The following is a 26,016-nucleotide window of genomic DNA, read 5'->3' as shown; positions in this document are numbered from 1 at the left end:
CTAGCGCCCCAGGCCCGGACCGGGTCGGGATCCGTTCCGAGCACAGACGTCAGGGCCGCACCGCCGTGTCCGATTTCCGCCAGTCCGGGGCCGCGGAGCGTGGCATTGTGGAACACGTGACCAGTCCCATGACCACCGCCGCCGGGCGGATGCGGCCCCTGTCGTTCGATGAGCGGTACGGCGCGATCCAGTCGCGGGACCCCCGCTTCGACGGGCAGTTCGTGACGGCCGTGCGCTCGACCGGCATCTACTGCCGACCGAGCTGCCCCGCCCGCACGCCCAAGCCGGCCAACGTCTCCTTCTTCGCCACCAGCGCGGCCGCGCACGAAGCCGGCTATCGGGCGTGCAAGCGCTGCCTGCCCGAGGCGGCACCGGGGTCCCCGGAATGGGATCTGCGCGGGGACACCACCGCCCGCGCCATGCGGCTGATCGCGGACGGCGTGATCGAGCGCGAGGGCGTCCCCGGCCTGGCCGACCGCCTCGGGTATTCGCCGCGCCACCTCACCCGCCTGCTGACCGCCGAGCTCGGTGCCGGACCGCTCGCTCTGAGCCGGGCACATCGCGCGCACACCGCGCGGATGCTGCTGGTGGGCACCGACCTGCCCGTCGCCGATGTCGCCTTCTCCGCCGGGTTCACCAGTGTCCGGCAGTTCAACGAGACGGTGCGCGAGGTGTTCGGGATGCCGCCGCTGGAGCTGCGGGCGCGCCGCCGTCGCGGCAGCGGCGCGGAATCACTCGACGGTGTCATCGACCTCGTCCTGCCGCACCGTGGCCCGTTCGACGCGGCGGGTCTGTTCGCGTGGATGAGCGCGCGAGCCGTGAGCGGAGTAGAGACGGCGACCCCCGCCTCGTTCGCGCGGACGCTGCGGCTGCCCGGGGGGCCTGCGTGGTTCGAGCTGCGCGTCGACTCCGCGGGGCGCGTGCGCCTGCGGGCACGCCTGACCCAGCCGGGTGATCTGTCGACGCTGGTCACGCGCGCCCGCCGCCTGTTCGACCTGGACGCGGACCCGATCGCGATCGACGCGGCGTTGTCGCGGCATCCCGAACTCACCCCGCTCGTCGCGCGCGTACCCGGCATCCGTGTGCCCGGCTCCGCCGACCCGCACGAGATGCTCATCCGAGCGATGGTCGGCCAGCAGATCACGGTGTCGGCGGCGCGGACCGCGCTGACCGCGCTGGCCGACGCCCTCGGGGAGCCGGTGGCCATCGGCGGCAGCGGGGGAGAGGCGCGCCTGTTCCCCACGATGGCCGCGATCGCCGAGCACGGGCACGAGGTCCTGCGCGGGCCGGCCGCACGCATCCGCGCGCTGGTCGGCGCTGCCGCCGCCCTCGCCGACGGCTCCCTCCAGCTCGGACCGGGCGATGCGGCCGCCGACCAGCGTGCGGCCCTGCTCGCCCTGCCCGGCGTGGGACCGTGGACGGCTGACTACGTCCGGATGCGCGTCCTCGGCGACACCGATGTGTTCCTGCCCGGCGACGTCGCGGTGCGCACCGGCGCAGCCGCGGTCGGGCTGCCGGCCGATGCCCGCGCCCTGCAGGCGTGGGCCGCGCGGACGGCCCCGTGGCGCAGCTACTTCACCGCGCACCTGTGGCGCGCCGTCCCGCCCCGGGTGGCGCGCCGCCGCGGCGCCACCCCCGGCGCAGATCCGGCGGAGACGTCGGATGCGCGCCGCCCCGGGCCGGGGACGCCGGATCCCGCCCACCCGCATACACCCGGACGACCGCTGCCGAGCACCGAGGAGGACGCGACATGACCGCCAGCATCCAGACCATCGACACCCCGGACGGGGCGTTCACGCTCGTCGCCGACGGAAGGGGCCGCGTCCTGGCCTCGGGCTGGACCGCCGATCCGGCCGCGACGCTCGCCCGGATCCATCCCCGCCTGCGACCGGACACCGTGCGCGAGGCGGAGACGGATGCTGCGGCATCCGCTCTGGCGTACTACGCCGGCGATCTGACGGCGATCGACGGCGTCCCGGTCGCCCAGGAGGGCACCGTGATGCAGGCGGCGGGATGGCGGGCGCTGCGGGCCATTCCACCGGGGCGCCCGCTGTCGTATGCGGAGTTCGCCGTCGCGCTCGGGCAGCCCAGCGCCGTGCGGGCCGCGGCATCCATCTGCGCCCGCAACGCGCCCGCGCTGTTCGTGCCGTGCCACCGCGTGCTGCGCTCGGACGGGTCGCTCGGCGGGTTCGCGTGGGGCCTGGATGTGAAGCGGGGGCTGCTGGCCCGCGAAGCCGCCGCCCGACCCCGGCCGGTCGGTGGTGTCCCACTTGTGCATGCGACACGCCGGGCGGGGGATGCCGAAGTGGGACACGGATGACAGGAGCGGGGCGGTTGTGTCGGGCGAGGCGCGGGGATAGGCTGGAGGGCTGTCGCCGCGCCCTCGCGCGTCAGCCGAAGGAGGATGTCATGAACACGATCGCCATCGCCGTCACGCCGATCGCTGCCATCGTCCTCCGCGACCCGAACGGAACCGCCGGGCTCCTCGGCTGACCGCTCTCGGGACTGAACCGAGCACGCACAGGCCGCGCCACCGCGCGTTCCGTTCGACAGGCGTCAGCGCTGTCGCCGCTGTTCCGGGCGCCCTCTTGCCAACCCCTTCTCCACTTCGTGCGACTCCCACAAGGATCATGACCTCCACCCCCTCACCACACGACGGCCGCCTCTCCACCCCGAGGGCGCTGCTGCGTCTGCTCCCGTTCGCCAAGCCCGTGCTGGGCAGGCTCAGCCTCGGCGCGCTCAGCGCGTTGATCGCGAGCCTGCTCGCGCTGAGCATCCCGCTCGTGCTGGAGGTGATCGTGCGCGGGCCGATCGCGTCCGGCGACGCCGGCCAGATCGCATGGGGGGCGGCCGCGATCCTGGTGCTCGGACTGCTCGAGGCGGTCATGGTCTGGTTGCGCCGCTGGTTCGTCCTCGGTCCGGCCACGAAAGTCGAGTACGACCTGCGCCGGGGCTTCTACGCGCGCCTGCAGCGACTCCCGGTGTCCTTCCACGATCGCTGGCAGTCGGGTCAGCTGCTCAGCCGCATGATGCAGGACATCAGCATGCTGCGCCGCTGGATGGCGTTCGGCCTGCTCCTGCTGGTGGTCAACGTGCTGACGATCCTGGTGGGCACGGTGCTGCTGTTCCGGTGGCACTGGCTGCTCGGCACGATCTTCCTGGTCTGCTCACTGCCGCTGTGGTACACCGGCTACCGCTTCGAGAAGACCTACGGCACACTCGCGCGGCAGAGTCAGGATCAGGCCGGCGACCTGGCCACCTCGGTCGAGGAGAGCGTGCACGGCATCCGCGTCCTGAAGGCCTTCGGACGCGGCAAGCACGCGCTGCAGAAGTTCGCCAAGCAGGCCGAGACCCTCCGCCAGACCGAGCTGAACAAGGCCCGTGCGGTCGGGATCATCTGGTTCTGGCTGGTCCTGCTGCCCGACCTCGCCTTCGCGCTGTGCCTCGGCGCGGGAATCTACCTCGTCCAGCTGGGCCAGTTCACCCTGCCCGAGCTGATCGCGTTCTTCGCGATGGCGACCGTGCTGCGGTGGCCCATGGAGTCCATCGGATTCCTGTTCTCGTTCACGCTGGACGCGCGCACCGCCACCGACCGGATCTTCGAGGTCCTGGACGAGCAGAACACCATCACCGACCCGGCGACGCCGCTCACGATCGCGCACCCGCGCGGGGAGCTCGCCTTCGAAGGCGTGCATTTCCGGTATCAGGATGCCGCGGCATCCGAACGGGATCTCATCGACGGCATCGACCTCGTGCTGCAGCCCGGAGAGACGATGGCACTGGTCGGGCTGACCGGTTCGGGCAAGACGACGCTGACCACGCTGCCGTCCCGCCTGTACGACGTGACCGGCGGCCGGGTCACCCTCGACGGTGTGGACGTGCGCGATCTCACTCTGCGTGAGCTGCGCCGGCATGTGGGCATGGCGTTCGAGGACGCGACGCTGTTCTCGCAGACGGTGCGGGACAACGTGCTGCTCGGCCGGGAGGATCTGACCCCCGGCAGTGCGGAGGCGGAGGCCGTGCTGCGCGAGGCGCTCGCGGTCGCCCAGGCGGGCTTCGTGGACGACCTTCCGTTCGGCGTGGACACCGTCATCGGCGAGGAGGGACTGAGCCTGTCCGGTGGGCAGCGACAGCGCCTGGCGCTTGCGCGCGCGGTCGCCGCGCGTCCGGCCGTCCTCGTGCTCGATGACCCGCTCTCGGCCCTGGACGTGGACACCGAGGCGCTGGTCGAGGACGCGCTGCGCGAGGTGCTGCACAGCACCACGGCGCTCGTCGTCGCGCACCGTCCCTCGACGGTCATGCTCGCCGACCGCGTCGCCCTGCTGGAGTCCGGCCGCATCACCGCCGTCGGCCGCCACAGCGACCTGCTGCGCGAGAGCGAGCACTACCGGCACGTCATCTCCAGCCTGGAGAACGAACAAGCGCGTACCCGCGAAACGGAGGTGAACCTGTGAGCACGGCAACAGTCGAAGGAACCAGCGGCGAAGACCGCTCGGACTACACGCGCGAAGAGAGCCGCACGATCCGGCGCCGCTCGCTGCGCCTCCTGGGCTCGCTCGTCTCGCCGCTGAAATGGCAGCTGGTGCTGGCCGCGGCCGTGCTGATCGTCTCCACGGCGCTGCGGGTGGCCGGTCCGGCACTGATCGCATACGGTCTGAACACGGCGCTGCCGGCGGTCATCGACCGGATGGATTGGATGCCGACCATCGGCGTGGTGGTCGTGTATCTGATCACCGCGCTGGGCGGCGCCGGCCTGATCGGATGGTACGTCGTCGTGACGGCGCGCCTCACGCAGGCGATCATGTTCGATCTGCGCAAGCGCATCTTCCTGCACACCCAGCGGCTGAGCCTGGAATTCCACGAGTCGTACACGTCGGGACGCATCATCTCGCGGCAGACCAGCGACCTGGACACCATCCGGGAATTGCTGGACGGCGGCCTGAACGAGCTGGTCTCCGGCATCCTCTACGGCGGCTTCACGCTGATCGCGCTCCTGCTGCTGGACTGGCAGTCGGGCGTGATCCTCATCGTCATGGGGCTGCCGCTGTTCCTGCTGATGCGGTGGTTCTACATGCGCTCGCAGCGGGTCTACCGGGAGTCGCGCGTGATCAGCGCCAAGGTCATCGTGAAGTTCGTCGAGACGATGACCGGCATCCGTGCGGTCAAGGCGTTCCGCAAGGAGGCGCGAAACGACGACGAGTTCGGCGAGCTGGCCAGCGACTACCGCGACGTCAACATGGCCTCGATCCGCCTCTTCGGCACCTTCGAGCCCGGGCTGATGGCGGTTGCGTCGGTCTCGCTGGCGCTCGTGGTGTTCTGGGGCGGCGTGCGCATCGAGCCGGGCGTGTACGAGATCGGCACGCTCATCGCGGCTGTGCTGTACGTGCGCAACTTCTTCGCTCCGCTGCAGGAGGTCGCCTTCTTCCTGAACTCCTACCAGTCCGCGACGGCGGCGCTGGAGAAGGTGTCGGGTGTCCTGGAGGAGGAACCCACCGTTCCCGATCCGGTCCAGCCGGTCGATCTGTGGGAGGCGCGCGGGCACATCCACTTCGACCGCGTGCGCTTCGGCTACGGCGGCGGGAAGACGATCCTGCCGGATTTCACCCTCGACATCCCGGCGGGTCAGACCGTCGCGCTGGTCGGCACGACCGGTGCCGGCAAGTCGACCCTCGCCAAGCTCGTCTCGCGCTTCTACGACCCGACCCGCGGCCGCGTGACCCTGGACGGCATCGACCTGCGTCAGCTGCATCCGAAGGACCTGCGCCGCGCCATCGTCATGGTGACGCAGGAGGCGTACCTGTTCAGCGGGACGGTCGCCGACAACATCGCATTCGGCAAGCCCGACGCGACCATGGACGAGATCCGTGCAGCCGCGCGTGCGGTCGGAGCCGAGGCGTTCATCGAGGCTCTCCCGGACGGCTACGACACGGACGTCAACAAGCGCGGCGGACGCGTGTCGGCCGGTCAGCGTCAGCTCATCTCGTTCGCGCGGGCGTTCCTGGCCAACCCCGCCGTGCTGATCCTCGACGAAGCGACCGCGTCGCTGGACATGCCCTCGGAGCGTCAGATCCAGGACGCGTTGCAGACGCTCCTGGCCGACCGGACCGCGATCATCATCGCGCACCGTCTGTCGACCGTGGCGATCGCCGATCGCGTGCTGGTCATGGAGAACGGCGAGATCATCGAGGACGACACCCCGGCGACCCTGATCGCGGGCGCCGGCAAGTTCTCGCAGCTGCACGCCGCATGGCGGGAGTCGCTGGTCTGACCACGCCGTCGGGGTTTTCCGGGACGGAATCCGCTGGCGCGTTTTTCGCGTCTGACCAGGAAATGCTTTTCGCCGGGAAGTGGGCTATGGTCTCGGGGAACACGCCAGCTCACCGAAGGGAAGCGAGTCCAGATGGCCAACAAGCCCCCCAGCGCGACGAACAAGAAGGCTCCGCAGCAGACTCTCAAGGAGAAGCGCGCCGCCAAGCGCGAGAAGTCCCAGGAGACGAACGTCTTCAAGCCCCGCAAGGGCGCGTAATCCTCGATGCTACGGGGCGGCTCGCCGGACTTCGGTCCAGCGGGCCGCCCGTCCGTCTGTCCGGCGCCGGCGCGGCGCAGGTGCTGCGCGGCCGCAGCGGCGCGGCCGCAGCGGCGCGCGGAAGAGGAGATCCGCACCCGATTCGGACGCCCCGCGCGTCCCCGCCCGGAATCCGCTGCCGGCATCCGAATCCGGGAAGCGGCAAAGCGGGTCACCTGCGGTGCGCGCCGGCCGCGACGGCCCGGGCGACTGCCCGCTCGACGGCCGGCCACTCGTGAATGACCTGCGCGTAGGTGAACCGCAGGACCGTATAGCCCCGCAGCACCAGCTCCCGATCATGGGCGACGTCCCTGCCGCGATCGGCGGCCGACGAGTGGAACGCGAATCCATCGATCTGCACCACCAGTCGCTCCCCGATGAGCACGTCCACCCGTCTGCCCGCCAGCACGATCTGCTGCCGGATCGGAATCCCCCACGGCCTCAGACGCACCACGAACAGCGTCTCGAGCCCGGAATCGGAAAGCCCTGTGACCGCCGCCGCGCACTCCCGCGCGGCCCTGGCGGTCCACTGCACCCGCTGCAGGCTCTCTGCCGACAGCCGCTCGATCCTCGCCGCTGACTCCCAGACGGCGAGGGCAGGTTCCCTCGGCAGGCATCGCGCGATGTGGTTCAGCGCGTCCTCGACCGACTCGACCAGGACTCGCGGCGAGGTCGGCACGATCGGCCGGTCCCAATGCGCAGTCACATCCGCGGGCGGCGCCGCGGCATGCGCGGTCAGGCGGAGATGGATGCCGCCGTCGACGCCGTCCGGTATCCACCACCCGCGCACGCGGGCCGCGGATACGCACGCGAGCACTCCGGTGCACCGTGCGGCGACGGTCAGCGCCGTCGACGCGACGGACGTGGCGACCCAGTACCGTCGCACGCGTGTCAGCACGCCGCCGGCGATCGCGGCCCGCAGGGCCGTCGCGGTCACGCCGCGCTCGAGCAGGTCACTGCGATGAACGATGCCGCCACGGTCCGTCACCCACTGCGCGATGTCCACAGCGCCAGAATGCCCGCTGGGGGGATGCCGCGGCCGGCGGACGAGTGAGGCGTGCAGTGTCGAGCCAGAGGTGGAGCGGGGGAGGAGGCGACGCGCCGGGGGCGGCGCGGCTGCACGCGGCCGCGCGGCCGCGGCTGCGCGCGATATAGGAGATCCGCACCAGAATCGGACGCCCCGCAGGTCCCCGCCCGAATCCGCTGCCGGCATCCGAATCCGAGAACCGAGTTCGAGCCCCGCGCGAACCCGGGCAGCGTTTTAGAGGCGGACCTCGGCGATGACCTCGCCGTACTCCGTCTCGCCGACGGGCGTGAAGCCGACGCGTTCGAAGAACGCCTGCGGCCCGCCCTCGCCGGCCTCATAGATCACGTTGACGCGATCCATGCCGCGGGCTCGCGCCTCTTCGAGCAGCTTCTGCACCGCGAACCGCCCGACGCCTCGACCCTGGTCGTCGGCATCCACGTTGATCCGCCAGAGGACGGACTTGAAGTGCTCCTCGGGAGCCTCCGGGTCGAAATTGGCGCTCACGAAGCCGACGACCTCATTGGCGTCGAGCACCACTCGCTGCCACGACGTCTGCGGGTTGATCACGGTCGCGGCGATCCCGTAGCTCACCGGAGCCAGATACTGCTCCTGGCCTGGCTTGAGGGACATGTTGTTGACCGCCACGATCGTCGCGGCGGACAGTTCGACCAGTCTCAGCTCAGCCATAGCCACAGGCTAGCCGCAAGCAGGGCATCGGGGCATGTCGGGGGCGTGAGGTTAACCTGGATTTCATATCCCGAGATATCTCGATGTCGAGATACTTTGCCCTTGCGTTAGGCTGGAATGACCACCCGAACGGAGACAACCAGGTGACCGACTCGACCATCTTCTACACCCACACCGACGAGGCTCCGGCGCTTGCCACCGCCTCGTTCCTGCCGATCGTGAAGGCTGTCACCAGCCAGGCGGGGGTCGATGTCGAGACGAGGGACATCTCCCTCGCGGGGCGGGTGCTGGCCGCGTTCCCCCAGCAGCTCACGCCGGAGCAGCAGGTCGGTGACGCGCTCGCCGAGTTGGGCGGCCTGGCAACGCTGCCCGAGGCCAACATCATCAAGCTCCCCAACATCTCGGCGTCGATCCCCCAGCTGAAGGCCGCGATCGCGGAGCTGCAGAGCCAGGGCTTCGATATCCCGGACTATCCGGATGAGCCGCAGACGCTCGAGGAGAAGGATGTCCGGGCGCGCTACGACCGCATCAAAGGATCGGCCGTCAACCCGGTGTTGCGCGAGGGCAACAGCGACCGGCGCGCCCCGCTGTCGGTGAAGAACTATGCGCGCAAGCACCCGCACCGCAACAAGCCGTTCGCGGCGGGCTCCAAGACGCGCGTGGTGACGATGGGCCACGACGACTTCAAGTCCAACGAGCAGTCCGTCGTGATCTCCGCCGACGATGTCCTCACGATCCAGCACGTCGCCGAAGACGGCACTGTCACCCCGCTCAAGACCGGCCTGAAGGTGCTGCCCGGCGAGATCATCGACGCGACCTTCCTGTCCGCAGCGGCGCTGGATTCCTTCCTGGCCGACACGCTGGCCGCCGCGAAGGCGGATGACGTGCTGTACTCCGTCCACCTCAAGGCCACGATGATGAAGGTCAGCGATCCGATCATCTTCGGCCACGTCGTGCGCGCCTACTTCGCGGATGTGTTCGCACGGTACGGCGATGCCATCGCCGAGGCCGGCCTGACCGCGAACGACGGCCTCGCCGCCATCCTCGCGGGACTGCCGTCCGTGGCGGGCGGAGACGAGATCGCCGCGGCCATCGCCGCCGATCTGGCACGCGGTCCTCGACTGTCGTACACCAACTCCGACAAGGGCATCACGAACCTGCACGTCCCCTCGGACGTCATCGTGGATGCCTCGATGCCTGCCCTGATCCGCAACGGCGGCAAGCTCTGGGGCGCCGACGGGGGAGAGGCGGACACCCTCGCAGTGATCCCGGATTCGTCGTACGCGAGCGTCTACCAGACCACGATCGAGGACGTCATCGCCCGGGGTCCGCTGGATCCGGCGACGATCGGATCGGTGCCGAACGTCGGCCTCATGGCGCAGGCGGCCGAGGAATACGGCAGCCACGACAAGACGTTCGAGATCGCCGCTCCGGGCGTCGTGCAGGTGCTGGACGGCGCCGGAGACGTGCTCATCGAGCAGGCGGTGCAGCCGGGCGACATCTGGCGCGCGACGCAGACCAAGGACGTCGCGATCCGCGACTGGGTCAAACTCGCCGTCACCCGCGCCCGGGCCACCGGCGCGCCCGCCGTGTTCTGGCTGGACGAGACGCGGTCGCACGACGCCGCATTGATCGCCAAGGTGAACACGTACCTGGCCGACCACGACACCGACGGGCTGACGATCGAGATCCTCGCGCCGGCGGCCGCGACCCAGTACTCCCTGGACCGCCTGCGGGAGGGCCTGGACACGATCTCGGTCACCGGCAACGTGCTGCGCGATTACCTCACCGATCTGTTCCCGATCCTCGAGGTCGGCACGAGCGCCAAGATGCTCTCGATCGTGCCGCTGCTGGCCGGCGGTGGGCTGTTCGAGACCGGCGCGGGAGGATCCGCGCCGAAGCACGTGCAGCAGCTGCTGGAGGAGAACTACCTGCGCTGGGACTCGCTGGGCGAGTTCTTCGCGCTCGCCGCCTCGCTCGAGCACCTGGCGACGTTCACCGGGAACGTCAAAGCCCAGGTGCTGGCCGACACGCTGGATGCCGCGACGGGCGCATTCCTGGAGAACGACAAGTCTCCGGGGCGCGCGCTCGGCACCATCGACAACCGGGGCAGCCACTTCTACCTCGCGCTGTACTGGGCTCAGCAGCTCGCGCAGCAGCAGGCGGATCCGGAGCTGTCAGCCCTCTTCGCACCCGTCGCCGAGGCGCTGGCCGCCAATGAGGAGCAGATCGTCGCCGAGCTCCTCGCCGTGCAGGGATCGCCCGTCGACATCGGCGGCTACTACCGGCCGGACGCGCAGCTGGTCGAAGCCGTCATGCGCCCGTCCAAGACGCTGAACACGATCGTCGACTCGATCGGCTGACGGTCGTCCTGACGAAGGGGCGGATGCCGCGGCATCCGCCCCTTCGTCATGCCGGGTGGTCCGCGCCGCGCACCCGGTCATCGAGTGGTGCGGACGGCGGCCCGGTCATCGAGTAGCACGCAGTGCGTATCGAGATGCGGCTCAATAGTGAACGGAGACCTCGGTGCCCATCGGCGCCCAGCCGAAGACGTACTGGGCAGCGCTGACCGGCATGTTGACGCAGCCGTGGCTCATCACGTTGCCGAAGTTGCTGTGCCAGTACGCACCGTGCAGCGCCTCATCGCCGTTGTAGTACATGACCCACGGCACGTTGCGGGTGCAGTAGGCATCCGGGTTCTGCGAGTTCGGGTTGTAGCAGAGCTCGCCCATGTCCTGCGACGTGAGCTTGGAGCTTATGCGGAAGTGCCCGGTGTCGGTGTCGTTGCCCGGCAGGCCCGAGGAGATCGCCCACGACTGGACGACGTTGCCGTTTTCGAACAGGTAGGTGCGCTGCTCGCTGAGATTGACCTCGATGCGCCGGGCCAGCGTGGTGATCACGGGAGCCACCTCGGTGACCGGCAGCGTGAAGGCCGCGTTGCCCGACGTCAGCTGCGTGGCGAAATCCGAGGCCACCGTCGAGGTGTCGCCGAGCTCGCGACCCGGGATGCCCGCGGCGTCCTCGCGCAGGACTTCGCCGCGGGAGTCTGTGATCACGACGCCGTTCTGAGCGGGGCGGTTCACCAGGGGCGCAAGGCCGTCGACGACGGGCTGGATCGCGGCCGGATCGGCCGAGATCGCGAACGTTCCCCGGGTGGTCGGCTCCACGGTGATCCAGGATGCCGCGACCGCGCGATCGATCGGCACCGTGCGCTCTGCACCGACGTAGAAGCCGACGCTGTCGAGCATGGAGTTGAGCGTGTTCACGGTCGCCGCGGCGACGAACGTGGGACGCTCCGCCTCGACCGGCGCCGCCTCGGCATCGAGTTCGACGACCGTCTGACCGGCGGCGAACGCCTCGGCCAGCGTCGTGCGGACCGCGTCCACGTCGATACCGGTGCCCAGTTCGGACGGCACCGTCACATAGCTTGCCGATGCCGCGTCGAAGGCGATCGTGGCATCGACCGGATCGGTGTAGAGGTCGGGCGCAGCGGCCCGGAGTGCGGCTGTCGCGGCATCCGCGTCGAGCCGGACCGGCGCGTCGACGGGCGTCGAGAACCAGGTCGTCGGGTTCCACATCGGGTTCTGTGCGAAGGCGGCGTCGGCCAGAGCGCGCGCGTCCACCGATGCGCCGAGTTCGGCGCCGGTGATCTCGGCGTCTCCGCCCGCGCCGGTCAGCACGATCGTTGTCTGCGCCAGACGTCCCTCGATCGCATCCGCAGCAGCGCCCGGAGTGAGCCAGCCGACGGGCACCCCGGCCACCGATGTGCCGGGCGCGATCAGAACCAGCGAGGTGGCGACCAGCCCCACCACGGCGATGCCGGCAGGGATGCCGATCCACAGGCCGCGCCGGCGTTTGCGCGGCGCCGGATCGGCCGGTGCCCACGCGTAGTTGGGTGCATCACCGTCGCCGTCCGCGGAGATGACTTCCGTCGCGGCGCCGTCGTGCGGTGCCCCCTCGGCGCCGGGCCTGGTGGCCAGATCGGTCATGCCATCACCCCCCGGCTGCGAACACGTCATCCCATCGTACGTGACGACCGATGACCTGAGCGCAACGGATGTATCACGGATTCACTGTGGAGGCGGCGTGGATCGCCGGTGTCAGGACTGACAGATCTCCTGAAAATCATTGCTGGTCTCCTGGAACTTCGTGCCCAGCCCGGCCAGGTCCTCGATCTTGGAGGCGTCGCCCTGGACGACGGCCTCCATGACGTCGCCGGCGTCGGCGAACATCTGCTGCAGCCTCGGCAGGAAGGCCGCGACATCGTCGTTGGTGATCTCACCGGCCGCCTCGGTGATGCGCTGGGCCGCGCCCCGCATGGACTCCACGACGCTCCCGGGATCGTTCGCCGCCGCATTCTCGAACTCACTCGTCGCCGCCTCGATGCTCTCCTGGATGAGGGCGCAGGCGTCCGCGGTGGATTGGCCCTCGTCGCCAGGGGCGTCGGTGCTCTGAAAACCACCCGCAGACGGTCCGGCCGGGGAGCACGCGGTGATACCGAGCGCGACGACCACGGCGAGCGTTCCGGCTGCCAGTCGGTGGTGGATCATGGTGGCCTCCCGGGTTCCAGCCTAAGCGAGCGAGCCCAGCCGGCGGCGTGATCGCCCGTGCGTCGAGGCCCGCAGCCGGACCGAATGTAACGGTTTTGTAAACACGCCGTTCAAATGGATCCCCGAGTCTTGCGCCCCAGCTGGTTCGTAAGCTCTACTAACAAACATGCCACACGAAGCCCAGCCCGGCGCCCCTGCCCTCGTCTCGCCGTCCGTGACAGAGGGTGGGCGCACGTTCCGCCCCGGCCGAGCGCTGCGGCAGGGAAGGAAGGTCCTGCCTGAGCACGCCCGCGGCCACAACCGTTCCCTCCTGCTGCAGACACTCTTCCACCAGGGCGCGATGAGCCGTGCCGACCTCTCTCGCGAGACCGGCCTGACGCGCGTGACGATCTCCGACCTCATCTCCGACCTCATCTCGGACGGCTTCGTCGCCGAAATGGGCGTCCGCGAAGCATCCGGTCCGGGCAAACCGGCCATCCTGGTCGACCTCGACCGCGCCGGCCACCGCATCGTGGGCATCGACCTGTCCGGCAGCGAGGTCTTCACCGGCGCTGTCCTGACCCTTGACGGCGACATCGTGGCGCGTCGGGAAGTGCGGGCCGTGACCGACGGCGACGTGGTCGGCACGGTCGTCCGACTGGCGAAGGACCTGGTCGGCGACGCGCATGCGCCGGTCTTGGGCATCGGGGTGGGCACGCCGGGAATCGTGAACGAGGAGGGCGTCATCCTCACCGCACCCAACCTGCGCTGGGCGGGCTTCGATCTGAAGAACGCATTGCAGGATGCCGTCGGACTGCCCGTACTGGTGGCCAACGATGCGAACGCGGCCGTTCTGGCGGAGTACACCTTCGGCGGAGCGGGGGACGACGTCCTGCTGGTCAAGGTGGGCCGCGGCGTGGGCTCCGGGCTGCTGGCCTCGGGTCAGCCGATGCGCGGTGCGCACTCCGCTGCCGGTGAGATCGGACACGTGACCATCGGCACCGATGGGGGACCGGTGTGCGCGTGCGGCAAGGTGGGGTGCCTCGAGGCCTGGCTCGCCGTCCCCGCGCTGTCCGCGCGACTGGCCGAGGCGGAGGATGACCTCGCGCGCGTCGGCATTCTGCGCGATGCGGGCGAGCGGCTCGGAATCGCGCTGGCACCGATCGTCGGTGTGCTGGACGTGTCCGAGATCGTCCTGTCCGGCCCCGCTGAACTGCTCGACGGCCCACTGGCCGAAGCGACCGCCGACACACTCCGCGCCCGCACGCTCGCCGAGTTCCACGACGGGGTGCGAGTCCGGATGACGGAGCAGGGGCAGGACATCGTCCTGCGCGGCGCCGCCGTCATGGTCCTGTCCGGGCAGCTCGGGGTGTCATAGCACCGTCCGCCCCGGTCCGAACCGCAGGCCTGCACCATCCGGATGGGTCACCCGGCCCACCCAACACCGAGAGAAGAAGACGAAGGAACACACCATGAACAAGAAGCTCGGAGCCCTCGGGCTCCTCGGCGCGGCCGCCGTCGTGCTCGCGGGCTGCGCGGGAGGTTCGGGCACGTCGCCGTCGGATTCGGCGGATGCCGAAATCCGGGTCTGGCTCGTCGGCGCGGACACGCCGCAGGTAGCGCGGGACTACCTCACCGAGACGTTCGAGGAGGAGAACCCCGGATCGACCCTGGTCATCGAAGAGCAGACGTGGGAGGGACTCGTCGACCGCCTCACCACGAGCCTGTCCAGCTCGGACAGCCCCGACCTCGTCGAATTCGGCAACACGCAGGCGCCGGCCTTCACCTCGGTCGGCGCGCTGCTGGACATCTCTGACGAATTCGACGCGCTGGGAGGCGACGACCTGCTTCCCGGCTTCGTGGAAGCCGGTTCCTTCGACGGCAAGTTCTACGCCCCGCCGCTGTACTCGGGCGCACGGGTCGTCTTCGCCGATCCTGCCTTCGTCGCCGCGGCCCCGGCGAACCTCGAGGATTTCGTGGCGCAGGCCAAGGACCTCGCCGCGACGAACCCGGGCAAGTCGGGCTTCGCCTTCGCCGGGCAGGACTGGTACAACGCGCTCCCGTTCATCTGGGAGAACGGAGGCGAGATCGCCGTCGCGGACGGCGACACCTGGGACGCGCAGCTGAGCTCCGACGAGTCCGTCGCCGGGCTGCTGCAGGTGCAGGACCTCATGACCACTGCCTCGCTGGCGCCCAAGGACGGCGACAACGCCGAGCCGTGGACCCCCTACTGCGAAGGCCAGTCGATCCAGTTCTCCGCCCCCAACTGGGCGTTCGGTCTGGCCAGCGAGTGCGAGACGGCAACCCCGCCCGCAGCGCCCATGGTCTATGCACTGCCCGGCATGGACGGGGGCGCCGCCCAGGTGTTCGCCGGCGGTTCCAACATCGGCATCTCGGCGAAATCCGCGCACCCGGACCTGGCCAAGAAGGCACTGGCGATCATCCTCAGCGAGGAGTTCCAGACGATCTACGGCGAGAACGGGCTGATTCCGGCCAGAAAGTCGCTGGCCTCCACCCTGGGGGACACCCCGCAGGCGCAGGCCTTCACGGAAGCCGCCGGGAATGCCAAGCTGACCCCGGCGTCGCCCAACTGGGCGGAGGTCGAGGCCTCGCGCGTCCTGGAGGACTTCTTCGTGAAGATCGCGCAGGGCGGTGACGTCCCGGCCTTGGCCGCCGACGTGGACACGAAGATCGAAGACATCCTCAACGGCTGAACGACTCAGGAGCGCCCGCACCGCAACCGGGCGGGCGCTCCACCAGCCGGCGGCTGTGCAGGTCGACCGCCGGGCCGCCGACGGCCGGTCCGATCCCGGTCGCCACCGCCGGCCACCCGGACCCGCCCCCTCACAAGAAAGAGCTGACATGTCCAGCGTCCGCGACGATCTCGGCCCCGCGGTGAGCGCGGTCGAGGGTGAGCGGATCCTGGCGCCCCAGCCTGCCCGGGCACCCGGAGCCAAGCGAGCCCGCCGGGCGGGCGGATTCACCCCGTACGCGCTGCTGGTGCCCTCCCTGGTCGTCCTGGCTGCGATCACCGGCTGGCCGCTGATCCAGCTGCTCATCATGTCGTTCCAGGAATTCGGCCGCGCGCAGATCTTCGGGGCGGCGCCGGAGTTCGTCGGTCTGGGCAACTACGCCGACGTGCTGACCGATCCGGAGTTCTGGCAGGTCCTGGCCCGGTCGGTCCTCCTCGCGGCCGTATGCGTGATCGTGACGATGATCCTCGGAATCCTGGTCGCACTGCTCATGAAGCGACTCGGCGCGGCGCTGCGCACGATGGTCTCGGTCGGGCTGTTGCTGGCCTGGGCGATGCCGCCGCTGTCGGCGACGATCGTGTGGGGCTGGATCTTCGACACGCAGTACGGCGTCCTCAACAACGTCCTGAGCCAATGGTTCGGACTGCCGTTCGCAGGACACTCGTGGCTCATCGAACCGCTCAGCTTCTTCTTCGTCGCGACGATCATCATCGTCTGGGGCGCGGTGCCGTTCGTCGCCTTCACCGTCTACGCCGGGCTGACGCAGGTCCCCGACGAGGTGCTCGAGGCCGCCCAGCTGGACGGCACCGGGGCGTTCACACGCTTCCGATTCGTCGTCGTCCCGTTCATCCGCCCGATTCTCGCAATCGTCACGATCCTTCAGGTCATCTGGGACCTGCGCGTGTTCACCCAGATCTATGCGCTGCAGTCGATCGGCGGCCTCGCCGAGCAGACGAACACGCTGGGCGTGTACATCTACCGGGTCTCGCTCGGATCCGGCGATTTCGGGGCCGGTGGCGCGATCTCGGTCATCGTCGTCCTGATGCTCGCTGTCGTGTCCGTCTTCTACGTCCGCCGAACCGTCAAGGAGGACGCACTGTGACCGCCCTCGCCCGCACCCAGCCGGCCGCGCCCGCGGCATCCACGACCCGTCGGGGCGGCCGCTCGCGGCGCCGGATCGGTTCGGTGCTGGCCGGAGCAGCCGGCATCGTGGTCTTCTTCGCCTCGGTGTTCCCGGTGTACTGGATGGTCAACACGTCCTTCCAGCCCAACGCGCAGGTGCGGGGCACGCAGCTGCACTTCTGGCCAGACAACGGCACAGTCGAGAACTACGTGGGCGTCATCTTCCACAACGAACGGGCACCGTTCCTGCCGGCGCTGCTGAACTCGCTGCAGGTCACGCTGCTCACGGTCGCCGTCGCGCTGGTCTTCGCCTTCCTCGCCGCCCTGGCCGTCACGCGATTCCGGTTCCGGTCCCGCGCCGCGTTCATCATCACGATCCTGCTCGTGCAGATGATCCCCGCAGAGGCCATGATCATCTCCACCTTCCGGCTGATCGACGGCTGGGCGCTGCTGAACACCGTGGTGGGTCTGTCCGCGGTGTACATCGCCACCGTCCTGCCGTTCACGATCTGGACGCTCCGCGGCTTCGTCAACGGCGTCCCGGTCGAACTGGAGGAGGCCGCGATGATCGACGGACTCAGCCGTGCGCAGGCGTTCTGGCGCATCACCTTCCCGCTGCTGGCGCCGGGGCTGGTCGCGACGGGCGTGTTCGGCTTCATCCAGGCGTGGAACGAATTCGTGTTCGCCCTGGTGCTGAACCCCCGGCCGGAATCCATGACACTGCCGGTGTGGCTGCGCACCTTCCTGGACCCGAATGGGGGGACGAACTGGGCCGAGCTGATGGCCGGGTCCACGCTGGTCGCGATCCCGGTCGTGATCTTCTTCCTGATCGTGCAAGGCCGGATGACCAGCGGGCTGGTCGCGGGGGCGGTCAAGGGCTGATGAGCGTGTCGCAGAGCGCCGGCCCCGGAACGGGGGACGGCCGATGAGGATCGGGCTGGACATCGGCGGGACCAAGACCGATGCCGTCGCCGTCGATGCGACGGGCGCGATCGTCAGCCGCCTGCGGCTGCCGACGGGATGGGGACCGGATGCCGTGATCCGGACTCTGCTGCACGCCGTGCGCACCCTCGCCGCGGAAACCGCCGCGAGCGGGCCGATCGAGTCGGTGGGAATCGGCATCCCGGGGCAGGTCGAGCCGGGAACCACGCGGGTGGTCCACGCCGTCAACCTGGGCGTCCAGGAGCTGGACCTGGTCGCGGCCGTCGGGCGGCAGCTCGGGGTGCCGGTGCGCGTCGAGAACGACGTGAAGGCGGCCGCGTTCGGCGCGCACGCCCTGCACACGAGCCGGAGGGGGTCCGCGGCCGGCTCGCCGGGGTCGATGGCGTACCTCAATCTGGGCACCGGGGTCGCCGCAGGCATCGTCGCCGACGGGGAACTGTGGCGGGGAGGACGGGGAACGGCCGGAGAGGTCGGGCACATCTCGATAGACCCGCGCGGGCCGCTGTGCCGCTGCGGCCAGCGCGGCTGCATCGAGGCGCTGGCCGGCGGCGGTGCCATCGCAAAACGGTGGGGACGACCGGCGGTGCTTCCGGTCCGCGACGTCTTCGACGCCGCCGAGGCCGGCGACCCGGTCGCACAGCAGTTGCGGGCGGGACTCGCGTGCGGTGTCGCTGCGGCCGTTCGGGTCCTGGTCCTCACTGCGGATGTGGACCTGGTCGTGATCGGCGGAGGCGTCTCGGGGCTGGGTGGGCGGCTTCTCGCGGATGTGGCGGGGGAACTGGCGGCCAGCGCCGAGGCGTCGCCGTTCATGCGCTCGCTGCGGCTCGAGCAGCGGATCGAGCTGCTGCCCACCGGCTCGCCGGCTGCGGCTCTGGGCGCCGCCCTGGTTGGGGCGCCGCGCGGCTCGCGGGAGGGGAGACAGGCGTATGGCTGAGGTCGTGATCGTTCCGGATGCCGCCACCGCGGGCGGCATCGTCGCCGAGGAGATCGCCCGGCTGATCCGGCGGGACCCGCACACCGTGCTCGGGCTCGCGACCGGGTCGACGCCGCTCGTGGTCTACGGGGCGCTGCCCTCCCGGCTCGCCGGGGTGGACGTGTCCCGGGTCCGCGGGTTCGCCCTGGACGAATACGTCGGACTGGCCCCGGATCACCCGCAGAGCTACCGGTCGGTCCTGCTTCGGGAGGTGGTCCGGCCGCTGGGGCTGGACGCTGCGCACGTGCGGGTGCCGGACGGCGCGGGCGAGGGCATCGCGCACGCCGGAGAGGATTACGAGCGTGCGCTCGTGGACGCCGGGGGTGTCGACCTGCAACTGCTCGGAATCGGCACGGACGGCCATATCGGCTTCAACGAACCCGGTTCCTCGTTCGCCTCGCTCACCCGGGTCAAGACCCTCACCCGACAGACGCGGGAAGACAACGCGCGCTTCTTCGACTCGATCCACGACGTTCCGCGCCACTGCATCACGCAGGGTCTCGGCACGATCCTGCGCGCCCGGCATCTGGTGCTGCTGGCGTTCGGTGAAGGCAAGGCCGCCGCCGTCGCGGGCGCCGTCGAGGGTCCGATCACGGCGTCGCTGCCCGGTTCGGCGATCCAGCTGCACCCGCACGCCACCGTCGTGGTGGACGATGCGGCGGCATCGCACCTGCGCTTCGCGGACTACTACCGGTATGCCTTCGCGAACAAGCCCGCCTGGCAAGGGCTCTAGGGCAGGAGAAGGTCAGCGGCAGCGACCGCCGGCCGAGGCCGTCAGCCCCAGGCGAGGGCGAGCAGGTGATCCAGACTCAGCGGGGCCAGTTCCATCGCCGCGACGTCGCCCGGTGTGATCCACCGCAGTTCGGCGATCTCAGCCCGCGCCGACAGCTCGGCCGGCTCGGCCGTCGTGCGGAATGCCGCGGCGACGACCCGGTGTCCGGGCTCGTTGGCGGCGTCGGCCTCGAACGTCCCGAGCGGTTCCAGGTCGTCGGGGGCCACCACCAGCCCGACCTCCTCGTGCAGCTCCCGCGAGAGCGCCTCGGCGGCGCTCTCGCCGTGTTCGGGCTTGCCGCCGGGCTGCATGAAGACCGAGGTCCCCTGCTTGCGCACGACCAGCACCCGCCCGGCGGCATCCGTGATCACGGCGGCGCTGACGAAGATGAGCGGAGCCGTCACGGCGCGAACACCTTCCCGGGATTCAAAATGCCGAGCGGGTCGAATGCGCGTGTGATCCGACGCTGCAAATCCCACTGGTCCGCGCCCAGCTCATCGGCCAGCCATCGGCTCTTGAGCACACCCACGCCGTGCTCGCCGGTCAGCGTGCCACCCAGGCGGAGAGCGGCGCGGAACAGGTCGTCCGCGGCATCCCAGATGAACGCCGGCACCTCGACGATGCCGGCGGCATCGGGCTGCGCCGCGAACACGAAGTTCGGGTGCAGGTTTCCGTCCCCCGCGTGCGCGACGGTCGGGATGGCGACACCGTGCTCCCGCTCCACGCGGGCGATCTCGTCGAACATCGCCGGCAGCGCGCTGCGGGGGACCGAGATGTCCTCGATCAGGGCGGTGCCGAGCGTCTCCATGGCGGGGTGCATCGAGCGACGGATCGTGAGCAGACGCTCGCCCTCCTCCCGGTCGCGCGAGACGATCACCGTTCCGCCGGCCGCCCGCAGCACCGCGGCGATCGCGTCGCACTCGGCGACGGCCGCAGGCCCATCGGTCTGGATGGTCAGCTGAGCGGCGCCGGGCGTCGGCGGATCCAACCGGAGCAGGGCGTGGACCGCCGCGAGGGACGCGGCATCCATCAGTTCCATGATCGCCGGCTGAACACCGGAGGCGGTCACCGCGGCAGACGCTTCGGCCGCTGCCCGGACACTCCCGAAGGTCGCGGCGAGCGTGCACACCTCACCGGGAACGAGCCGGCGCAGCTTCAGCGTCGCGCCGACGACGACCCCGAGGGTGCCTTCGGATCCGATGACGAGCGAGGTCAGATCCAGGCCGGTCACACCCTTGACGGTGCGATGGCCGAGCTTCAGCAGCCGCCCGTCGGCCAGCACCAGATCCACGCCGAGCACGGCATCGCGGACCACGCCGTATTTCGCGCACAGCAGCCCGCCCGCGCCGGTGGCGATGTTCCCGCCGACGGTCGAGATCGCGCGGCTGGCCGGGTCCGGCGCCCACCACAGGCCGTGCTCGGCGAGGACGGCGTTCAGGTCGGCGTTCAGGATGCCCGGCTCGACGACCGCGAGCAGGTCGTCCGGGCGTACCTCGAGGATGCGGTCCATGCCGCGCAGGGACAGTGCGATCTCACCGGCACCCGCATTCGCGGCGCCGGCCAGCCCGGTTCCGGCGCCGCGCGGGACGACCGGCGTGCGGGTCGCGGTCGCGATCCGCAGGGTCGCCTGTACGTCGGCGACCGAGTGCGCGTGCACGACCGCGAGCGGGGCTCCGGATGCCGCGTGGCCGGACTTGTCGGCGCGTGCCCCTTCCCGTGCCGCCTCCGACGTGTCGACCCGGTCACCGAGAGCCGCGCGCAGCAGACCGACGACGTCGGGCTCGGCGCTCACGCGAGTCGTCGCCGCCCGGCCAGGACGCCGGCGGTCACCGCGACCACGCCGAAGACCAGCCCGACCCACGTCAGGCCCAGACTCCACCAGGCCAGCGTCGCGGACACGTAGACCAGGAGCTCGACCACGGCGCGGACGAACGGGTGCACCTCGAACACCGCGCGGGGGGAGACGAACAGCGCCCAGGTCAGGATGGCCAGCACGGGCGCGCCGATTCCGATGACGATGTTCCACGGGAACTGCCATGCGGCGAAGCCCCAGATCGCGAGGCTGATGAAGGCGAACAGCTCGCAGAGGAGCGCCAGCACGTCGATCGCGGAGAGGGGGGCGCGAGTGCCTGGCTCGCGGGGAGCGGCCGGCCGCACGCGGGGACTGTCGGACATGCGTCCATTCTACGGCGGGCCGTGCACCGCCCCGCGGGCTCCTCAGTCCCGGATGCCGCCCGTCCACACCGCGACCGTCTCGAGCGCTCGCGAGAGCAGGACCGCATCGGCCGTCATGCCGGCGCGCAGCGATCCGAGGTGGTGGGCGCGGCCGACGGCCCGCGCGGGCACTGCGGTGAGGGCCGCCACCGCCTCGGCCAGCGGAACCCCGGCGGCCACGGCGCAGCGCAGCGCGGCATCCTGCGTCAACGTCGAACCGGCGATCGCTCCGCCGCCGGAGAGCCGGGCGATGCCGCCCGCGACGTCGACTCCGAGCGATCCAAGCGTGTAGCGTCCATCGCCGCTGCCCGCGGCCGCCATCGCATCGGTGACCAGCGCGACCCGCCCGGGGGCGAGGGCGAAGGCGATGCGCACCAGCGCGGGGTGCAGATGCACACCGTCTGCGATCACCTCGAGCGTCACCCTGGGGTCGGCTGCCGCGGCGGCGACCGGACCCGGATCACGGTGATGCAGGGGCGGCATCGCGTTGAAAGCGTGGGTGAGGATCGTCGCACCGGCGTCGAACGCCGCGCGCGCCAGATCGAAGTCCGCGCCGGTGTGTCCGACGGCCGCTACCGCGCCAGCGTCGACCACCATCCGGATCGCATCGAGTGCGCCGGGCAGGTCGGGGGCGATGGTCACCTGCCGGATCGTGCCCCGGCCCGCCGACAGCAGGCCCGTCACGGTGTCCGCATCCGGCGGGCGCAGCAGCGTGCCCTCGTGGGCGCCCCGGTATCCGGCGGACAGGAAGGGGCCCTCGAGGTGCGAGCCGAGGATGTCCGCATCCGTCTGCATCAGGTCCGCGACCATCGCCGCCCGCCGCTGCAACGTCTCGGGCGGGGCGGTCACCAGCGAGATCACCGCGCGGGTGGTGCCGTGCGCGCGGTGCAGCGCTCGCGCGGCCCGGATGCCGTCCGGCCCGTCGTCGTAGGACTCGCCGGCGCCGCCGTGGCCGTGGATGTCGATGAAACCCGGGGTCAGCGTCGCGCCGGCTCCCGCGGCGCGCTCCCCGTCGCAGACGACATCGCCCGGCTCGGCGAAGCTGCGCCATTCGTCGCCGGCGCCGCGGGCGATCACCCGGTCCGCCTCGAAGCGCACCCATCCGGACTCCACGATGCGCCCGGCATCCACCAGCCGGACGGAGTGGATGAGCGTGCTCAATCGGTGCTCCACGGGATCTCGCCGGAGGGATGGAAGCGGATGCCCAGGCTCGTCCACAGCGGTCCGAGCGTGCCCACGCGCGATCGGAACGACTCCCACGTGCGTAGCTCGCCGTTCTGTGCGGACCAGGCCACCTCGGCCGCAGCGGCGATCCGCGGGAAGGCCATCCGATCGATGTCCTCCAGCGTCCGGATCGTCTCGGTCCACATCGGCGCCTCCACGCCGACGATGTCGTCCTCGCCCACGCCGGCGATGATCGAGGTCGGCTCCCACGAATAGGCGCGCTCGACGCTGGTCGGGCCGTTTGCCCAGATGAGCCCCAGCGGGCTGGCCGGGTCGTCCTTCATGTCCAGGTACACGGCATCGGCGGGGGAGAGGATGACACCGGCGGCATCGCGGGCGAAGGCGCGCGCCGCGTCGGCCATCCCGTCGGCGGGGGTCGTGAACCCCCAGTACTGGCCGACGGTGCTCGGGTCGATGCCGCCCGCCGCACCGGCCTCGTGCCAGGTCACCGGAATCTTGCCCAGATCCGCGACGATGCCGGTGGCGCGTGCCATGAACAGCCCGAAGTCACCCGGATCGGTGCGCAGTGCCTCGTCTCCGCCGATGTGCAGATACGGCCCGGGGGTCATCGCGGCCAGCTCTCCCACCACGTCGGCGACGAAGTCGTAGGTGGCCTCGTCGCGGATCTTCAGCGATGAGAATCCGACGTCCGTGCCGGTGTAGGGGACCGCTGCCGGCGGCGGCGCGTCCTCGTGGCCGGGGGGATGGTCCGGGTCGGGCGGCTCGACCAGGTCCGGGTAGGCCAGCCCGACGGCGTGCGTGTGACCGGGCAGGTCGACCTCAGGGACCACGATCATGTGCCGGGATGCCGCGTACCGAACGATCTCGCGGTAGTCCGCCGTCGAATAGAAGCCGCCGACGTCGCCGCCCACCGCAGTCCCGGCGGCGAACTCGGTCAGCCTCGGCCGCGAGTCCAAGTGGATGCGCCAGCCCTGATCGTCGGTGAGATGCAGGTGCAGCGCGTTGAATTTCAGCGCGGCGGCCCGATCGATGTACGCCTTGACGGTCTCGACGCCGAAGAAGTGCCGCGCCACATCGAGCATGACTCCGCGATACCCGAAGCGGGGCCGGTCGGCGATCCGCACGGCCGGCACGGCGAAGCCGGAGCGGTCCCGGACGATCAGCTGCCCCAGCGTCTGCACGCCGTAGAACAGTCCGGCCGCGTCCGCGCCGGTGACCATGACGGATGCCGCCTCCGCGGTGAGCCGATACGACTCGGCGGGCGCGCCGGGCTCGATGCGCAGCTCGACGGCGGGGCCGCTCGCGCGGGGCGTGGAGGCACTGTCGGGAGCCGGGGGTGCACTCTCCGGAGCGGAGGAGGCACTCTCGGGAGCGGAGGCTGCACTCTCGGCAGCGGAGGGGGTGGGCGCGTCCACGGTGACGCCGGTGCGGGCCGTGAGGATCGCGGTGAGAGCGGCGGCGGCATCCGCGTCCCCGAGGATCCGGACTCGGCCGTCGATGCGGAACGGCGCAGCGGTGGCATCCGCCGCGATCGAGAGCGGTGCGGGGACGACGCCGAACGAGGGGGCGGGTGCTGACACGGTGGCTCCATTCTGGGCGGCGGCCGGGCACCCCGCCACCGGCGCACGCACCGGTGTGACCGGCACCGTGCACCCTGTCCGACGGGCGGGCTGTAAAGACTCCTAACAAACCGGGTCTCCAGCGTACCGGCGGTGCCCCGCAACCGCACGGACCGGCATCCGTTATGCTCGAAATGTCGCGACTGGCGTTGAGGTGGGTAACCACCAGGGAGCGACCGACACGGCACTCGACCGTACGCCTGGGTCGATGCGTATTTCGATACGTCCGCCTCGCGGACTACTCAATAACCGCTTTCCGAACGGAAACCGGACGCGCCGCAGTCAAGGAGACGCCATGACCGACCATTACTTCAACGCGCCGCTGGCCGAGGTCGACCCGGAGATCGCGCAGGTGCTCGAGCGCGAGCTGGAGCGGCAGCGCGGGTACCTGGAGATGATCGCCTCCGAGAACTTCGTGCCGGTCTCGGTGCTGCAGTCCCAGGGGTCGGTGCTGACCAACAAGTACGCCGAGGGCTACCCCGGCCGCCGCTATTACGGCGGCTGTGAAGAGGTCGACGTCGCGGAGGAGCTCGCCATCGAGCGCGCGAAGTCCCTCTTCGGAGCGGCATTCGCCAACGTCCAGCCGCACTCCGGTGCCACCGCGAACGCGGCCGTGCTGCATGCGATCGCCCGCCCCGGCGACACTCTGCTGGGGCTGTCCCTGGACCAGGGCGGCCACCTCACCCACGGCATGAAGATCAACTTCTCCGGCCGCCTGTTCAACATCGTCGCGTACGGCGTGGACCCGGAGACGTCGCTCGTCGACATGGACGAGGTGCGCCGCCTGGCGATCGAGTTCCGTCCGAAGGTCATCATCGCGGGCTGGTCGGCGTACCCCCGACAGCTGGACTTCGCCCGTTTCCGCGAGATCGCCGACGAGGTCGGCGCGCTGCTGTGGGTGGACATGGCGCACTTCGCCGGTCTGGTCGCCGCCGGGCTGCACCCCAGCCCGGTGCCGCACGCTCACGTGGTCTCCTCGACCGTGCACAAGACGATCGGCGGCCCGCGGTCCGGCTTCATCCTGACCAATGACGCCGAGATCGCCAAGAAGATCAACACGGCCGTGTTCCCCGGCCAGCAGGGCGGGCCGCTGATGCACATCATCGCGGCCAAGGCGACGGCGTTCAAGCTCGCCGCCACCCCCGAGTTCAAAGAGCGCCAGGAGCGGGTCCTGCGGGGCGCCCGGATGCTCGCCGAGCGGCTGTCCCAACAGGACGTGAAGGATGCCGGCATCGCGGTCCGCTCGGGCGGCACCGACGTGCACCTCGTGCTGGTGGACCTGCGCGACGCCCAGATCGACGGCAAGCAGGCCGAAGACCTGCTGCACGAGATCCACATCACGGTCAACCGGAACGCCGTGCCCAACGACCCGCGCCCGCCGATGATCACTTCGGGCCTGCGCATCGGCACGCCGGCCCTGGCCACGCGCGGATTCGGGGACGCGGAGTTCGCCGAGGTGGCGGACATCATCGCCTCCGCGCTGCTGCCCGACGCCGACGTGTCGGCGCTGCGTGCGCGCGTCGCGAGGCTGACCGCGCAGTTCCCGCTGTACCCGGGACTCGTCCAGTAGATCGCCTGCGCGTTTGCCCCGGGCGCATACCTACGGGCATAGTGATACGACAAGCTTT

General features: G+C 70.4%; 22 protein-coding genes and 1 riboswitch. Of the genes, 13 read left to right on the top strand and 9 right to left on the bottom strand.

From position 1 onward, the window contains the following. Window positions 1-149: 149 nt before the first annotated feature. From QNO12_RS13230 to QNO12_RS13210, 5 genes are all read left to right on the top strand, one after another. Window positions 150-1,754 carry a DNA-3-methyladenine glycosylase 2 family protein gene (locus QNO12_RS13230; protein WP_374761040.1) on the top strand — a complete coding sequence of 535 codons (1,605 nt, stop codon included), beginning with the start codon at window positions 150-152 and terminating at the stop codon, window positions 1,752-1,754. Beyond that, window positions 1,751-2,320, top strand: a complete 570-nt coding sequence (locus QNO12_RS13225; RefSeq protein ID WP_257503161.1) for a methylated-DNA--[protein]-cysteine S-methyltransferase — start codon at window positions 1,751-1,753, stop codon at window positions 2,318-2,320. The genes QNO12_RS13230 and QNO12_RS13225 overlap by 4 nt, the downstream gene beginning before the upstream one ends. 310 nt (window positions 2,321-2,630) lie before the next feature. Then, entirely contained in the window at window positions 2,631-4,454 is a 1,824-nt protein-coding gene (locus tag QNO12_RS13220; protein ID WP_257503160.1) for an ABC transporter ATP-binding protein, read from the top strand. Further along, window positions 4,451-6,268: an ABC transporter ATP-binding protein gene (locus QNO12_RS13215; RefSeq protein WP_257503159.1), complete on the top strand. Its 1,818-nt coding sequence runs from the start codon at window positions 4,451-4,453 to the stop codon at window positions 6,266-6,268. Before QNO12_RS13220 ends, QNO12_RS13215 begins: the two co-directional genes overlap by 4 nt. A gap of 132 nt (window positions 6,269-6,400) precedes the next feature. Next, on the top strand, window positions 6,401-6,526 hold the full coding sequence (locus tag QNO12_RS13210; protein WP_257503158.1) for a hypothetical protein: 126 nt from the start codon (window positions 6,401-6,403) through the stop codon (window positions 6,524-6,526). Between the two features lie 211 nt (window positions 6,527-6,737). Here the strand turns inward: QNO12_RS13210 and QNO12_RS13205 are convergent, their stop codons facing one another. Together QNO12_RS13205 and QNO12_RS13200 are read right to left on the bottom strand one after the other, a co-directional pair. Further along, window positions 6,738-7,571, bottom strand: coding sequence for an endonuclease domain-containing protein (locus QNO12_RS13205; protein WP_257503157.1), 834 nt, complete (start codon window positions 7,569-7,571; stop codon window positions 6,738-6,740). Between the two features lie 255 nt (window positions 7,572-7,826). Then, entirely contained in the window at window positions 7,827-8,279 is a 453-nt protein-coding gene (locus QNO12_RS13200; RefSeq protein WP_257503156.1) for a GNAT family N-acetyltransferase, read from the bottom strand. Between the two features lie 143 nt (window positions 8,280-8,422). On the opposite strand from QNO12_RS13200, the gene QNO12_RS13195 reads away from it, so the two are divergent. Continuing rightward, on the top strand, window positions 8,423-10,642 hold the full coding sequence (locus tag QNO12_RS13195; RefSeq protein ID WP_257503155.1) for an NADP-dependent isocitrate dehydrogenase: 2,220 nt from the start codon (window positions 8,423-8,425) through the stop codon (window positions 10,640-10,642). A 141-nt stretch (window positions 10,643-10,783) separates the two neighbouring features. On the opposite strand, the gene QNO12_RS13190 is transcribed toward QNO12_RS13195, so the two are convergent. Together QNO12_RS13190 and QNO12_RS13185 are read right to left on the bottom strand one after the other, a co-directional pair. After that, window positions 10,784-12,268 carry a L,D-transpeptidase family protein gene (locus QNO12_RS13190; protein ID WP_257503154.1) on the bottom strand — a complete coding sequence of 495 codons (1,485 nt, stop codon included), beginning with the start codon at window positions 12,266-12,268 and terminating at the stop codon, window positions 10,784-10,786. 111 nt (window positions 12,269-12,379) lie between these two features. Next, window positions 12,380-12,829 carry a hypothetical protein gene (locus QNO12_RS13185; protein ID WP_257503153.1) on the bottom strand — a complete coding sequence of 150 codons (450 nt, stop codon included), beginning with the start codon at window positions 12,827-12,829 and terminating at the stop codon, window positions 12,380-12,382. Between the two features lie 166 nt (window positions 12,830-12,995). On the opposite strand from QNO12_RS13185, the gene QNO12_RS13180 reads away from it, so the two are divergent. From QNO12_RS13180 to QNO12_RS13155, 6 genes are all read left to right on the top strand, one after another. Further along, entirely contained in the window at window positions 12,996-14,186 is a 1,191-nt protein-coding gene (locus tag QNO12_RS13180; protein ID WP_257503152.1) for an ROK family transcriptional regulator, read from the top strand. A gap of 94 nt (window positions 14,187-14,280) precedes the next feature. Continuing rightward, entirely contained in the window at window positions 14,281-15,522 is a 1,242-nt protein-coding gene (locus QNO12_RS13175) for an extracellular solute-binding protein (RefSeq protein ID WP_257503151.1), read from the top strand. A gap of 148 nt (window positions 15,523-15,670) precedes the next feature. Beyond that, window positions 15,671-16,663: a carbohydrate ABC transporter permease gene (locus QNO12_RS13170; protein ID WP_257503150.1), complete on the top strand. Its 993-nt coding sequence runs from the start codon at window positions 15,671-15,673 to the stop codon at window positions 16,661-16,663. Next, complete coding sequence (locus tag QNO12_RS13165) at window positions 16,660-17,565, top strand: carbohydrate ABC transporter permease (RefSeq protein WP_257503149.1); 906 nt, start codon at window positions 16,660-16,662, stop codon at window positions 17,563-17,565. The genes QNO12_RS13170 and QNO12_RS13165 overlap by 4 nt, the downstream gene beginning before the upstream one ends. Before the next feature lie 43 nt (window positions 17,566-17,608). Then, window positions 17,609-18,559, top strand: coding sequence for an ROK family protein (locus tag QNO12_RS13160; protein ID WP_257503148.1), 951 nt, complete (start codon window positions 17,609-17,611; stop codon window positions 18,557-18,559). Next, complete coding sequence (locus tag QNO12_RS13155; protein ID WP_257503147.1) at window positions 18,552-19,331, top strand: glucosamine-6-phosphate deaminase; 780 nt, start codon at window positions 18,552-18,554, stop codon at window positions 19,329-19,331. Before QNO12_RS13160 ends, QNO12_RS13155 begins: the two co-directional genes overlap by 8 nt. 41 nt (window positions 19,332-19,372) lie before the next feature. On the opposite strand, the gene QNO12_RS13150 is transcribed toward QNO12_RS13155, so the two are convergent. Genes QNO12_RS13150 through QNO12_RS13130 form a run of 5 tightly spaced genes read right to left on the bottom strand, consistent with a single transcriptional unit; the run spans window position 19,373 to window position 24,349 of the window. After that, window positions 19,373-19,774 carry an NUDIX hydrolase gene (locus QNO12_RS13150; RefSeq protein WP_257503146.1) on the bottom strand — a complete coding sequence of 134 codons (402 nt, stop codon included), beginning with the start codon at window positions 19,772-19,774 and terminating at the stop codon, window positions 19,373-19,375. Further along, complete coding sequence (locus tag QNO12_RS13145) at window positions 19,771-21,162, bottom strand: FAD-binding oxidoreductase (protein ID WP_257503145.1); 1,392 nt, start codon at window positions 21,160-21,162, stop codon at window positions 19,771-19,773. Before QNO12_RS13145 ends, QNO12_RS13150 begins: the two co-directional genes overlap by 4 nt. Continuing rightward, entirely contained in the window at window positions 21,159-21,545 is a 387-nt protein-coding gene (locus QNO12_RS13140) for a YrdB family protein (protein ID WP_257503144.1), read from the bottom strand. Before QNO12_RS13140 ends, QNO12_RS13145 begins: the two co-directional genes overlap by 4 nt. Window positions 21,546-21,587: 42 nt before the next feature. Next, entirely contained in the window at window positions 21,588-22,745 is a 1,158-nt protein-coding gene (locus QNO12_RS13135; protein WP_257503143.1) for an N-acetylglucosamine-6-phosphate deacetylase, read from the bottom strand. After that, a complete protein-coding gene (locus tag QNO12_RS13130; protein ID WP_257503142.1) occupies window positions 22,742-24,349 on the bottom strand; it encodes a beta-N-acetylhexosaminidase in 1,608 nt (535 codons plus the stop codon). Before QNO12_RS13130 ends, QNO12_RS13135 begins: the two co-directional genes overlap by 4 nt. Before the next feature lie 168 nt (window positions 24,350-24,517). Beyond that, window positions 24,518-24,601: riboswitch (ZMP/ZTP riboswitch) on the top strand. A gap of 82 nt (window positions 24,602-24,683) precedes the next feature. Between QNO12_RS13130 and glyA the strand changes: the two genes are divergently transcribed. Further along, window positions 24,684-25,958 carry a serine hydroxymethyltransferase gene (gene glyA / locus QNO12_RS13125; protein WP_257503141.1) on the top strand — a complete coding sequence of 425 codons (1,275 nt, stop codon included), beginning with the start codon at window positions 24,684-24,686 and terminating at the stop codon, window positions 25,956-25,958. Window positions 25,959-26,016 lie beyond the last annotated feature (58 nt).

It is taken from the genome of Microbacterium sp. zg-B185 (genome assembly GCF_030246885.1).
Classification (GTDB): Bacteria; Actinomycetota; Actinomycetes; order Actinomycetales; family Microbacteriaceae; genus Microbacterium.
Note: the sequence above shows the minus strand (reverse complement) of the source record. Positions and strands in the feature narration are given on the sequence as shown.